Raw genomic sequence first — 12,295 nt, forward strand, 5'->3', positions numbered from 1 at the left:
GATTAGAACGGTTTTAAAGGCAATAGGATCAGATGACAGCACTTGATATCATTGTCCTGTTCTTATTGGGCAGCGGGGCAGTATTCGGCTTCTTACGCGGCTTTTTGCAAGAAGCTCTGTCGATGATCGCATGGGTGCTGATCATCTTGGCCGTTCGTATGTTTCATACACCCGCGACAGCGGCTTTGGCAGAGGCCGTGGGCTCTGACTCTGGCGCGGCCATGCTCGCCTTTTTGGCACTTGTCATCGTCATCTTTGCCTTGGGTAAATGGATTGCGAAATCGATTGGGGCCAAAACGCGCAAGTCATTGCTTGGTCCGATTGACCGGGTTCTTGGTTTTGGCTTCGGTATGCTCAAGGGTCTGATAATCGCAACGCTCATCTTCCTTCTCTTCGTGATGGGATATGATGTGGTGTATGATGCGGGTGAAGGGCGACCTGAATGGATGACCAGTTCGCGTACATATCCGTTGCTCAACGCCAGCGGTGACGCCATGTCCGAATTTGTGCGTGCGCAACGCCTCACCGCCGATAGTGCCGCCGAAACCGCGAACTGATGGACTCCGCGCTCTACAATCGGGATATCTTAAGGCTGGCAACATCTCTGGTCGTAGGGCATCGCCTTGCAGACCCCGACGGCACCGCAGAAGTGCGTTCGCCCTTATGCGGCAGCCGCATTCAAGCGGATGTTACCACCGACGCCGATGGAATATTATGTGCCCTTGCCTTGCGCGCGAATGCTTGCGCGCTGGGACAAGCATCGGCGGCTATTTTGACGCAAAACGCCGTTGGCACAGCGATGACCGAAATCGCAACATTGCGCGATGGCGTGGCGCAGGCGTTACAGCGGGCGGGCGATATGCCAGGCTGCTGGCCGGAACTCGCTTTGCTCACGGCGGCAACTGATTATCCGTCGCGCCATGCCGCGATCTTATTGCCTTATGACGCGATCCTCGCCGCTGCCGCGCAGGTCAAAGACAAAGTATGATGGAAGAAACATCACGCCACCTCGTCGCTGATGTGATGTTGGGCGGTGTGGTACTGCTCGGCGCGGCGCTATTGGCGGTGCTGATTTTTCGGCGTCTCGGCCTTGGCGCGGTGCTTGGCTATCTGGTCGCGGGCATTGCCATTGGGCCGGATGGCCTTGCGTTGATTGACGCGCCAGAGACGATATTGGCCTATTCCGAAATCGGCATCATCTTGCTGCTGTTCCTCGTCGGGCTTGAGCTATCGCCGAGCAGGCTGTGGCTGTTGCGGCGTGACATTCTGCTGTTCGGGCCGTTGCAGGTCATTTTGTGCGGCCTCGGCATGTTTGCCGTCATCCATTTCGCAATGCCAAGCTTTAGCTGGCAAGCCGCTTTAGTACTTGGGCTTCCATTGGCCTTGTCGTCCACCGCGCAGGTGTTGCCCTTGCTGCAATCGCGCGGCCGTATGAAAACCGATTATGGCGAGAAAAGCTTCTCCATATTATTGTTTCAGGACATTTCGATTGTTCCCTTGCTGACCATCGTTGCCGCCTTGTCGCGCGCACCAGCCGAAGAAGGCGCGATTGAGGGGTGGTGGTTGGCATTATACGCCGTGCTGGCGATTGCCGGACTGGTCTTGGCCGGACGCTATTTGCTGTCGCCACTCTTGCGCTTGGTCGGCAAGATTTCGGAGCGTGAATTGTTCATCGTCACGGGCCTATTCACCGTCTGCGTCAGCGCCGCGGTGATGCAGGCGATTGGCGTGTCGCCAGCCTTGGGCGCATTTGTCGCAGGCGTCATGTTGGCCGAATCGCCTTACCGGCATGAGTTGGAGGCCGACATTGATCCGTTTCGTTCGATCTTACTGGGTCTGTTTTTCTTGGCAGTTGGCATGTTGCTTGATGTTGATGTTATCTTGTCGCAGCCCTTTTTCGTCGCGGGTCTTGCGCTGGCTTTGGTCGCGATAAAGATTGCAGTTATCTTCGCACTTGGCAGGTTTTTTGGTCTCCAGAACAAGCCGTCGATCATCATGGCAATGCTGTTGAGCCAAGGTGGCGAGTTCGCTTTTGTGCTGTTCGCCGCCGCGCAGCAGGCCTTGTTAATCGAACCAGAGGCCGCAAGCCTGTTCGGTGCAGTCGTGACGCTGTCCATGGCAACCACGCCGTTCCTGATGATCTTTGCGGGCAAGCTTGCTGCGCGCAAGGGGAAGGATGACGTCCAGTTGGATGACCCTGAATTGGCGTCACAGGCCAATGTTATCATCGTCGGGCATGGACGGTTCGGGCAACAGGTGTCGTAGATCATGCGCGCAGCGGCTCGTCCGGTGACGTTGATTGATATCAACCCGCAGACCATCGACCGCAGCGGGGACTTTGGCTTCAAGGTTTTTACGGCGATGGCAGCCGCGTCGACTTGCTCCAGCGGGCAGGGGGCAAAGACGCGCAGGCGATATTCTTCTGCATTGATGACCGATACATGACCGCGGACTCATTGATGCCTGTGCGTGAGACATTTCCGCGGACAAAATTGTTCGTGCGGGCTTATGGCCGGGAGCAGGCTTTGTTGTTGATGCAGGATGAAGGCATTAGCATCATGCGTGAAGTGTTTGAATCCTCGATCCGTATGTCTGCCGATGCGCTGAAATATTTTGGTACGGATCGTGCAAAAATCCACGAGATTATCTTGGAATTCCGGCGGCGTGACCGCAGCCGCCTAAAAGCGCAGTTCACCAGCGGGGACATGCATGCCGGAAGGCGTCACAGTTTCGGCGGCGATGACTCCGACGACTTTCTGATTGCAGACGATTAGGCCGTGAACTCATAAATATCACCTTCACGGCGTCAAAATGGCAAAGATATCGAAGTAAAATGTCCGCCGCAGGCAGTTATTCTGCCTGCAAGGGCATTTTGTTTGCGAGATCGAAGCCATTTTGACGCCGTGAAGGTGATATTTATGAGTTCACGGCCTAAACTTCGCTGTCGAGGAACGCGGCAACGTCATTCAGCGACACATCTTTGGACAAAAATGTCTGTCCGATGCCGCGCGCCAGCAAGAAGGGCAGCGTGCCTCCGCTCATTTTCTTGTCATGCCGCATATAGTCGACCAAAGCCGCGCCATTGGCGCTAACACCGGCTTCGGATAAAGTTGTTGGCAAGCCAGCCCGTTCCAAAAGCGAGCTGACACGTTCCGCATCCTCTGCAGGGCACAGGCCCAACCGCACCGAATAGCGAAACGCTAAGGCCATACCAGCGGCGACCGCTTCGCCATGAAACAGCCGGTCGGAAAAACCAGTGTCGGCTTCCAAGGCATGGCCAAATGTGTGGCCCAAGTTCAACAGCGCCCGCGTACCGGTGCGTTCGGTTTCGTCCGCGGCGACGATCCGTGCCTTCGACTGCACGGACCGGATGATGGCCTGTGCACGGATATCAAGGGATCCTGCAAAAAAGCTGTCGAGATTATCCACGCAAAAGTCAAAAAACGCTGCGTCATCGATCAGGCCATATTTCACCACCTCGGCAAATCCCGCTGCGAGTTGGCGGGTGGGCAGGGTTGAAAGCAACTCTGGGTCGATGAGGACCAATGCAGGTTGATGAAACGCTCCAACCAGATTTTTGCCTGCAGCGCTATTGATGGCGGTCTTGCCGCCAACGCTGCTGTCGACTTGGGCAAGCAAGGTCGTCGGTATCTGCACAAAGGCACAGCCGCGTTTAATGATATGCGCGGCAAAGCCAGTAATGTCTCCAACCACGCCGCCGCCCAGTGCAATGATATGGTCGCTGCGTTCCACATGCTGTTCCAGCAACCAGTCCGTCAACTGCTCCAACTGCGCCCAGCTTTTACCCGCTTCGCCAGCGGGCAGGATGAAATGCACGCATGATAGGCCCGCGCCGCGCACGGCCGATTCAAACTGTGGCAGAACGGCTTGCGCCACATTTTCGTCGGTTATGACAAGTAAGCGACTGTCGCGGGCATAAGGCGCCAAAACAGGGCCGACATTGGCCAGTAACCCAGCGCGGACATGAATATCATAAGGGCAGTTGGACAGGTCAACGGATATCACGGTCATGCGGAAAGGGCCTTTAATATATTTTCAACGGTCCGCACATGCGGTGAAGTATCGCTGCGGATATGGAGATTGGCAGCGGCATATAAGGGGTTACGTACCTGGCCAAGTTCAGTCAGCACCGTCACTGGGTCCTTGCCTTTCAACAACGGGCGATGGTTGCGCCGCGACACACGGTCGGCGAGCACTTGCACGTCGGCATTAAGCCAGATCGATGTTGCGCGTGCCAAGATGAGCGCGCGGGTTTCGTCGTTGACGAACGCGCCGCCGCCCGTCGCAATAACCTTTGGTGCGCCTTCGATCAGGCGCGCGATCACGCGGCGTTCACCATCGCGAAAATATGCCTCACCAAATTTCGCGAATATTTCGGTAATCGACAAACCCGCTGCCTTTTCAATTTCGTCATCGGCATCGACAAAGGGTGTGCCCAGACAGGTAGCAAGCCGTTTTCCGATGCTGGTTTTGCCGACGCCCATCATGCCGACAAGCACGACCGGACGGTCAATGACCAATGCGGCTTGCATGCCAAATTTGCGTTTTTTAGGTTCGTGAACTTCAGCCATGACGACATCGCCTATATATCGCCTTGGCGTCCGCCGAAAGCAGTTTGCCACTTTGCGGATTTTTGTAGTAATTACAGCATAATGAGTGGAGAAAAGCCGCATGGTTGCATGAAATACCATTTTTGCGGTTTCTGTCGGTTGCCGCAAGGGGCATAGGCTTGCTATTGACTGCTGAGGGTTGCGGCAATGGCAACGGATGATAATAAGGCATGCCGCATTGCTGTTCGCAGATATGGAAACAGGTTCGCATCATTGACTGACAAGATTTCAAAAAGCGGCCTTTTGGTTGCCAGTGCTCTGGTTCTGGTATTTTCTTTGCCTGCGCTCGGGCAGCAGGGACCTGAATCTTTGTTGCCTGAGGGCTTTGGGGACCCTGCGCCCCCGCAGACGCCTGTACCGGGCAGGACCGCGCCTAATGTGCCCGGATCCATTAGCTCTTCGAGCCCTTCCGCTGCGACCGAGGAGGCAGCTGCGACAGAAGAAGGCGAAGAGGAAGAAGATCCCGAATTGGTCATCCGTTTTGATATGCCGCCTGCCGCGCGGCAGTCGTTGGGCGCGGTCGGGATATTGCCCCAATCGTCAGGTGGGTTTCCGGCCAACTCTTTTGGTTCGCTGGATGGGGCTTTCCTCAGCCAGATGCTCAAACGGACATCGGGACCGATTGCCTCACGTTGGGGCACGATCATGGCGCGGCGCTTACTCGCTAGCCGCACCAACACGCCAAACGGTGTTAATGGCGCGGATTGGACAGCGGAGCGCGCGTGGTTGTTGCTGCGGATGGGTGACTCTGTCGTGGCGCGCAATCTTGTGCAGCAAGTGGATGGCGCAGATTACACAAAGCGCCTCCACGAGGTCGCGATGCAGGCCTATTTGGCCAATGGCGATTTAGCGGGCATGTGCCCAATCACCGAAAGCGGTGTGCGCCTGGTCAACAACGGCCGCTGGAAAATGACGCGCGCCATCTGCGCGTCTTTGGCGGGTGAGCAAGGCAGCGCGACGGCATTTATCAATCAGGGCCGCTATCAGGGCTGGGTGCGTGGCGTCGATTATCTCTTGGCTGAAAAAGCGGTTGGGGCCGGCATGAACGGGCGGCGTTCGGTGAAAATCGAATGGGAAAATGTGGAGGGCATGAACCCTTGGCGCTTCGGTCTTTCCGCTGCTGTGGGTCTTGAACCCCCAGAAAGCCTATTTGCCGACACGGGGCGTCAGGTCGACGGTTGGCGGGTGCAGTTGCCAATGTTTTCGCCGACGATCCGGGTCAAATATGCATCCAATGCTGCAGCGCTGGGTATATTGTCGAACCGGAACATGGTGGATCTCTATGCGCAGCTCCTTGATGATCCTGATGCTCCCGACGCCGCGCGGTTACAGGCCGAAAGCCTCGGTGACGCTTACACCGCCTCAGGTGAAGATGCCAAGGTTGCGGCTATGACGTCTTTATGGACCACGGCGGCCGCAGGCGCAGACTATCACGCTTCATTGGTGATGACGGCGCGGGCGGCTGCGCTGATCGTGCCAGATACTGATCATCGGGAAGAGGCTGACCGGCTGATTGCTTCCATGCTGACGGCTGGTCTTGACCGCTCCGCAGCGCGATGGATGGACATTGTGGCGGATGGATCGCTGGGTTGGGCGCTGGTAACACTGGCGACGCCGGGACGGGTAACGGCCGCTGATTATGGCAGCCTAGACGATTTTTTCGGCAATGATGACAGTACCGACGGACATAAATCGCGGCTTTTGCTGGCCGGCTTGTCGGGGCTTGGCCGTATTGAAACGGACGCGCGCGCGGACTTTGCAAGCGACCTTAAAGTCAATATTTCCCGTCAAACCGCATGGTCAAAGGCGATTACCGCCGCCGCTGGACGTGGCGAGCAGGGCACGGTTGCGTTGATGGCGGTTGCGGCGCTGCAGGCGCCGTCATGGTCGGCTGTGCCCGCCAATCATCTTTACTATATCGTCCGTTCCTTGCGTCAGGTCGGTTTGGAGGCCGAAGCCCGGATGATTGCCGCTGAAGCTGTCACTTTTGCCTAACGATATGGCAATGACGATCGTCAGCCAAAAATGAGCTTACCCGATCGTGATCTGATTGCGCGTTTTCTGGAAATGTTGGCAGCAGAGCAAGGTGTCGCCAAGAATACGCTATTGGCCTACCAAAGCGACTTGATGTCAGCATCCAGCCTTTTGCATGGTCAACTGGCTGTGGCTGCGCCTGACGCGCTCGTGGAACTGGCCCGCCAATGGCGCGACCTAGCCAACAGCTCTGTTGCGCGTAAGGCATCGGCATTACGGCGTTTTTTTGCCTTTCTGCATGAGGAGGGCTTTCGCGCGGACAACCCGTCAGCAGCCCTGCCGAAGCCAGCGCAAATGCGGCCCTTGCCCAAAATTCTCGATATAGACGAAGTCGACACCTTGTTTGCTGTGATTGCAGCAAAGCTTGCGCAGGCGCATCCCATCGCAAATGATTACCGGCTGTCGGCGCTTATCGAGTTGCTATATGGTTCGGGGCTGCGGGCCACCGAATTGGTCGTTCTACCGCGAAATGCGGTTGTGTCGGATAGACCGTTCATCATCGTAAAAGGCAAAGGCGACAAGGAACGATTAATCCCCATTTCCAACCGTGCGCGCCAAGCGGCAGTTGCGTGGTTGGACTTTGTTCCGGAAAAGTCGCGGTTTCTCTTTCCGTCGCGCGGGGGGCATATCAGTCGTATTCGCTTGTTCCAGATCATTAAGGACCTTGCTGCGTCTTCGGGGCTGGATCCGGCAAAGGTCAGCCCCCATGTCCTGCGACATGCCTTTGCCACGCATCTTTTGGCGGGCGGCGCTAATCTGCGGGCTTTGCAGTCCATGCTGGGGCATGCAGACATCGCGACGACGCAGATTTACACGCATGTCGACAGCAGCAAGCTCGTTGATCTGGTTAATCGGCGGCACCCATTAGCAACGCGTACATTGACCCGTAGCACGTGAGGCTCTAACCGACAGTCATGATGGTATATCTTGATTTTGAAAAGCCGGTTGCCGCGCTCGAAGCGCGCATCCTTGAATTGCAAGATGCTGCGCGTGATAGCGACGTTGATGCGGGCGCCGAAATCGCCAAATTGCGCGCCAAGGCGGACAAGCAGTTGAAGGATACCTATGCCAATCTGACGGCATGGCAGAAAACGCAGGTCGCTCGGCACCCGGAACGGCCCCATTTCAAACATTATATCGAAGCGATGTTTGAAGGCTTCATGCCCTTGGCAGGGGACCGCGCCTTTGGTGACGACCAAGCGATTATCGGCGGTCTTGGCCGCTTGAATGGCCGCCGCGTGATGGTTATCGGGCATGAAAAAGGCGATGATACGCAAAGCCGCCTGCGTCACAATTTCGGGATGGGTAAGCCCGAGGGCTATCGCAAAGCCATTCGCTTGATGGAACTCGCCGATCGGTTTGGCATCCCGGTGGTGAGTTTGGTCGATACGTCGGGCGCGTTTCCGGGCATTCAGGCGGAAGAACGCGGGCAGGCAGAGGCGATTGCCCGTTCTACCGAGAAATGCCTGTCGCTGGGCGTGCCGATGATTGCCTGCATAGTGGGTGAGGGCGGTTCAGGTGGCGCCGTTGCACTAGCCGCAGCCGACCGCATATTGATGTTTCAATATGCCGTCTATTCGGTGATTTCGCCGGAAGGTTGCGCCTCAATTTTGTGGCGCACCGGTGACAAGGCAGCGGACGCCGCGCAAGCCATGAAGATGACGGCGGATGACCTGAAAGCATTGCGGATCATTGACCGTATTGTTCCAGAACCCGTCGGTGGCGCGCACCGCGACCATGGCATCGCGGCAGCAGCGCTTGCGTCCGCGATATACGAGGAGTTGGACGCGTTGTCCGGTTTTTCATCGAAAGAATTATTGCAACAACGGCGCGCAAAATTCTTGTCCATGGGGGCCTGAACTTTTTCGAGTATAAACTCCCTTATGGCCGTTATGGTGTGAGGCATTGAAAGGGCGCGTCCCAAGCTGCGTTGCCTGTATTTGGGGAGGATATTGATGCGTTTTCCGAAAATGTGTCTTTTTGCCAGTGCCGCAATTTTGGGACTGGGCGTCATCGGCGGCCATGTTCCCGTCGACGCACAGTCGCGAGCAGCAGGCCCAGCGGTCCCCAAACCCTTCACCGCCCAAGAAAAGAATGAGGGCGCCAAATATCATACAGAAATTCTCAAAGAATTTGGCGGACCTATGCAAAGTCCGCAAACGGCCTATGTTGTGCGCGTTGGTAAGAATATTGCCATGCAGTCGGGACTTGGAAACGCGCAAAGCGATTTCAACGTGACATTGCTCAATTCGTCGGTGAACAACGCATTCGCGTTGCCCGGCGGCTATATCTACATCACCCGCCAGTTGGTCGCCTTGACAAATAATGAAGCCGAAATGGCGGGCGTTCTGGGGCATGAGGTCGGGCACACCGCAGCACGTCATAGTGAAAAGCGCAAAAATAGTGCGAGGCTTGCGGGCATTTTGGGGATGGGCGGCAGTGTATTGGGGGCGGTGCTCGGCAATTCGGGCGGGCTATTGGGCGCGCTGGGCGGCGGATTACAGCAATATGCAGGTCCGTTGGCGCAAGTCTTCACGCTAAAATACTCGCGTACGCAAGAAGAGGAAGCCGATGATTACGGTATCCGCTATCTCAGCAAAGCCGGATATGACCCAAGCGCACTGGCATCGATGCTCAATTCCTTGGCGTTACAAACCAGCGTGGACATGCAGGTGGCCGGATTGGGTGATAATCGGGTTCCGGAGTGGGCCAGCACGCACCCCGACCCTGCCAGTCGCGTTTCGCGCGCAGCGACGCGGTCGAAAGCATATCCCGCCAGCACACTGCGCAATGCGGACGCCCATTTGGCGGCCATTGACGGCATGCTGTATGGTGATGAGCCCGCGCAAGGGATAGTCGAGGGGCAGAATTTCCTACACCCCGAACTGAAGATGCAATTCACCGCGCCCAGTGGCTTTGGCATGCAAAACAGCAGCGATTCCGTCGCGATTAACGGCAATAGCGGGAAAGCCATATTCACGGGCGGCGCATTTGATGGCAATCGTAGCAGCTATATCGCCAAAGCCTTAAAGGCGGTGTCGGGCGACAAGGCAACCATTCCAGCGGGAGAGATCCGGCGAACGATGGTGAATGACATCCCTGCTTTTTACACCAATGCGGTGCTCAATACCCAGCAGGGGCAGCGTGTTGTTTCAGTGTTCGCGTATGAATGGGCACCGGGAACTGCCTATCATTTTGTGACAATCACGGCGAGCAACGCCAACCCATTTGATCGCATGTTTTACAGCATGTCGCGCCTGACCACCGCGCAAGCTGCTGCCGTAAAACCACGTAAGTTGCGTGTTATTACCGCAGGGCCACAAGATAATGTCGCGTCGCTTGCGGCGCGCATGGCATATACATCTTTGCAGACCGAACGCTTTCGGGCACTGAACGGACTGTCACCCAGTGTCACTATTCGCGCTGGGCAAAAGCTGAAGATCGTGACCTATTGAGCGTAAAAGGGGTGTTGCACCACATTCCTTGGTTGCGAGGCGCGTCGAAATCTCACACAGCCTGACAAAACCGTGCGATGTGATGAGAATATGGAAAATAGTCCGACAATATTGTTCGTGGTTGCTGCTGCGTTGACCAATGACAAAGGAGAAATCCTTCTGCAAAAGCGTCCTATGGGCGCTCAAATGGCCGGTTTATGGGAATTTCCGGGCGGCAAAGTGGATATTGGCGAATCGCCAGAAGCCGCTTTGGTACGTGAGCTTGCAGAGGAGCTTGGGATAATCGTCGCCGCGCAGGATTTGGTGCCCGAAACCTTCGCCAGCGAACCATTGGGCGACCGAATTCTGGTGCTTTTACTCTATCGTTGCACCACATGGTTGGGAGCGCCCAGCGCGATCTATGCGTCCGAGATCCAATGGACTTTGCCGCAAGACATGGCGGATTTGCCTATGCCGCCCGCCGATTATCCCTTGGTCCGCAAGCTGCAGGGGCTTTAGCCCGCTTGATCCTTAGACAATATGTCCGCAAGCGAAACTTGCCCGCTTCCCCTTTTGGCAGGACGAGGCTGGTTTTCGGACGGTGCCCATCCGCTTAAATAGATATGCGCAAAGCCTTCGGTAACCTTGCCCTGGGCATCTGCACGAGCGGCAAAGGCTTGGTCGAGGCGCGCGGGCATGTCTTTGCCAAGATAGCTGCGCGGTCCGGCCAGCACATTGCCAATACCGGCGTCTCTTATGTCGGATACGATGGAGCGCCAGTTCCCATAACGCACAGACGAGATGTCTTGATCCGCAACAGGCAAAGTGAAACCAGCACGCACGATGAGGTCTGCGGCGCTGCGCAAGTCAATCTGCGGATGGATATGCGGCGCCACACGGTCGGCATCCGCCTCTAGCAACATTGCCTTTAGCGCACTTAAGGTGCCAGCGCCAAACATATGGCCAAGAAACAGCCCATCGGGCCGCAACAGGCGACGGATTTGAATAAGCGCACCGGGCAAGTCGTTGACGCTATCGAGCGTTCCTGCCGAAATCACGAGATCAAAGTTGCCCGGCGTGAAGGGCAGGCGGTCCTCTTCCAACGCAACGGGCGCGTCACCCTCTGCCGCAACATTGCGGAGCGAGGCAAGCGTGCAGGGGACATTTGGCGGCAAGATTTCCGCGTGCCATCGTCCGATGGGGCCAATGATCAGGGCATGTTCGAACGTGCGCGTCACCGCCGATAGCCGCTCGGTTATATCTTGCGCGATATGGTGCCACAGGAAATCATCCCCAGAACGCCCCGCGGCCCGCGCACGCAAAGCATGGCGGCGGCGGCGGTCAAAAATTTCCGGTGGATTCAGATCATTGCTCATTTGCGCCCTTGTGCAGACCCAATCTTTGTCCGACAAGTGCGATATGGCAAAGGGAAGCCACATTTTCCACAGCATGTTGAATTGGGTATTGCCTGAGCGCTGCCCCTGTTGCGGTATCATTACCGCAGCGGGCGGGCCATTTTGCGTGTTCAGCTGGCAAAAATTGGAATTTCTGGGGCCGCCTTGGTGTCGGGGGTGCGCTGCCCCTTTTGAATTTGACCGTGGTGCGGACGCGTATTGCGCCGCCTGCATAGCAAACCCGCCGCGACATGATGGTATCCGTGCTGCGGTAAAATATGATGACCTATCGGCGCAGGTGGGGCTTCGGCTGAAATATGGCGGCAAAATTGGTTTAGCGCGCGTCATTGCGCAGCAATTGTTGCGCCATGTGCCGGAGGAGAAAGACCAACTGATCATCACGCCCGTGCCGCTGCATTGGACACGGATATGGTCGCGCAGCTTCAACCAATCGGCGTTGATCGGAAAGCAACTCGCAGACTTAACCGGCATCGCCTTTGTGCCCGACATATTGGTCCGGCATAAGCGCACGCCCAGCATGCGCGGTTTGGACCCCAAACGTCGCCGCAAAGCCGTGGCCAGCGCCTTTGCCGTCCACCCTATATATAAGGGCACATTGAAAGGGCGAAATATCATCCTGATCGACGACGTGCTGACCACGGGCGCAACTAGCGACGGTTGCGTTGCGGTGCTGAAACGTGGCGGCGCAGAATGGGTGCAGATATTCTGTTGGGCGCGGGCTTTGCGTGGCAGTGAGGCGCAAGCGGAAGCGGCGATATTGTTCGACGCTTGACTTGCAGGA

The 12,295-nt window shown here is 56.5% G+C and carries 14 protein-coding genes; 11 read left to right on the forward strand and 3 right to left on the reverse strand.

Features of this window, described 5'->3' with window-relative positions; translation table 11 throughout:
- The first annotated feature begins 32 nt into the window (after window positions 1–32).
- The 5 genes from Q0O33_RS03895 to Q0O33_RS03915 are packed head-to-tail and all read left to right on the forward strand — an operon-like array spanning window position 33 to window position 2,774.
- Window positions 33–557 carry a CvpA family protein gene (locus Q0O33_RS03895; protein ID WP_295496314.1) on the forward strand — a complete coding sequence of 175 codons (525 nt, stop codon included), beginning with the start codon at window positions 33–35 and terminating at the stop codon, window positions 555–557.
- Complete coding sequence (locus tag Q0O33_RS03900) at window positions 557–988, forward strand: iron-sulfur cluster assembly scaffold protein (RefSeq protein ID WP_295496317.1); 432 nt, start codon at window positions 557–559, stop codon at window positions 986–988. Before Q0O33_RS03895 ends, Q0O33_RS03900 begins: the two co-directional genes overlap by 1 nt.
- A complete protein-coding gene (locus Q0O33_RS03905; protein ID WP_295496320.1) occupies window positions 985–2,265 on the forward strand; it encodes a monovalent cation:proton antiporter-2 (CPA2) family protein in 1,281 nt (426 codons plus the stop codon). The genes Q0O33_RS03900 and Q0O33_RS03905 overlap by 4 nt, the downstream gene beginning before the upstream one ends.
- Window positions 2,266–2,268: 3 nt before the next feature.
- Window positions 2,269–2,445: a hypothetical protein gene (locus Q0O33_RS03910; protein WP_295496322.1), complete on the forward strand. Its 177-nt coding sequence runs from the start codon at window positions 2,269–2,271 to the stop codon at window positions 2,443–2,445.
- Window positions 2,379–2,774, forward strand: coding sequence for a hypothetical protein (locus Q0O33_RS03915; protein WP_366048212.1), 396 nt, complete (start codon window positions 2,379–2,381; stop codon window positions 2,772–2,774). Before Q0O33_RS03910 ends, Q0O33_RS03915 begins: the two co-directional genes overlap by 67 nt.
- A 157-nt stretch (window positions 2,775–2,931) precedes the next feature.
- Here the strand turns inward: Q0O33_RS03915 and aroB are convergent, their stop codons facing one another.
- Complete coding sequence (aroB, locus tag Q0O33_RS03920) at window positions 2,932–4,032, reverse strand: 3-dehydroquinate synthase (protein ID WP_295496327.1); 1,101 nt, start codon at window positions 4,030–4,032, stop codon at window positions 2,932–2,934.
- Window positions 4,029–4,553: a shikimate kinase gene (locus Q0O33_RS03925; protein WP_295496418.1), complete on the reverse strand. Its 525-nt coding sequence runs from the start codon at window positions 4,551–4,553 to the stop codon at window positions 4,029–4,031. Before Q0O33_RS03925 ends, aroB begins: the two co-directional genes overlap by 4 nt.
- Before the next feature lie 291 nt (window positions 4,554–4,844).
- Between Q0O33_RS03925 and Q0O33_RS03930 the strand changes: the two genes are divergently transcribed.
- The 5 genes from Q0O33_RS03930 (at window position 4,845) to Q0O33_RS03950 (ending at window position 10,618) form a co-directional block, all read left to right on the forward strand.
- A complete protein-coding gene (locus Q0O33_RS03930; RefSeq protein WP_295496330.1) occupies window positions 4,845–6,626 on the forward strand; it encodes a hypothetical protein in 1,782 nt (593 codons plus the stop codon).
- A gap of 30 nt (window positions 6,627–6,656) precedes the next feature.
- On the forward strand, window positions 6,657–7,562 hold the full coding sequence (locus Q0O33_RS03935) for a tyrosine recombinase (RefSeq protein ID WP_295496333.1): 906 nt from the start codon (window positions 6,657–6,659) through the stop codon (window positions 7,560–7,562).
- Window positions 7,563–7,579: 17 nt separating this feature from the next.
- A complete protein-coding gene (locus tag Q0O33_RS03940) occupies window positions 7,580–8,524 on the forward strand; it encodes an acetyl-CoA carboxylase carboxyltransferase subunit alpha (protein WP_295496335.1) in 945 nt (314 codons plus the stop codon).
- A 96-nt stretch (window positions 8,525–8,620) separates the two neighbouring features.
- The gene (locus tag Q0O33_RS03945) at window positions 8,621–10,120 is read left to right on the forward strand and encodes a M48 family metalloprotease (protein WP_295496338.1); all 1,500 of its coding nucleotides are present in this window, start codon (window positions 8,621–8,623) and stop codon (window positions 10,118–10,120) included.
- A 90-nt stretch (window positions 10,121–10,210) separates the two neighbouring features.
- Window positions 10,211–10,618 carry a (deoxy)nucleoside triphosphate pyrophosphohydrolase gene (locus Q0O33_RS03950; RefSeq protein WP_295496340.1) on the forward strand — a complete coding sequence of 136 codons (408 nt, stop codon included), beginning with the start codon at window positions 10,211–10,213 and terminating at the stop codon, window positions 10,616–10,618.
- On the opposite strand, the gene Q0O33_RS03955 is transcribed toward Q0O33_RS03950, so the two are convergent.
- Window positions 10,615–11,475 (reverse strand): methyltransferase domain-containing protein, encoded by an 861-nt coding sequence (locus Q0O33_RS03955; protein WP_295496342.1) that lies wholly within the window; start codon window positions 11,473–11,475, stop codon window positions 10,615–10,617. The genes Q0O33_RS03950 and Q0O33_RS03955 overlap by 4 nt on opposite strands.
- Window positions 11,476–11,518: 43 nt before the next feature.
- Here Q0O33_RS03955 and Q0O33_RS03960 point away from each other — a divergent pair, with 43 nt between their 5' ends.
- Window positions 11,519–12,286 carry a ComF family protein gene (locus Q0O33_RS03960; protein ID WP_295496345.1) on the forward strand — a complete coding sequence of 256 codons (768 nt, stop codon included), beginning with the start codon at window positions 11,519–11,521 and terminating at the stop codon, window positions 12,284–12,286.
- The last annotated feature ends 9 nt before the right edge of the window (window positions 12,287–12,295 follow it).

The organism is Sphingorhabdus sp. EL138, from assembly GCF_945862485.1.
In the GTDB taxonomy this organism is placed as follows: domain Bacteria; phylum Pseudomonadota; class Alphaproteobacteria; order Sphingomonadales; family Sphingomonadaceae; genus Sphingorhabdus_B.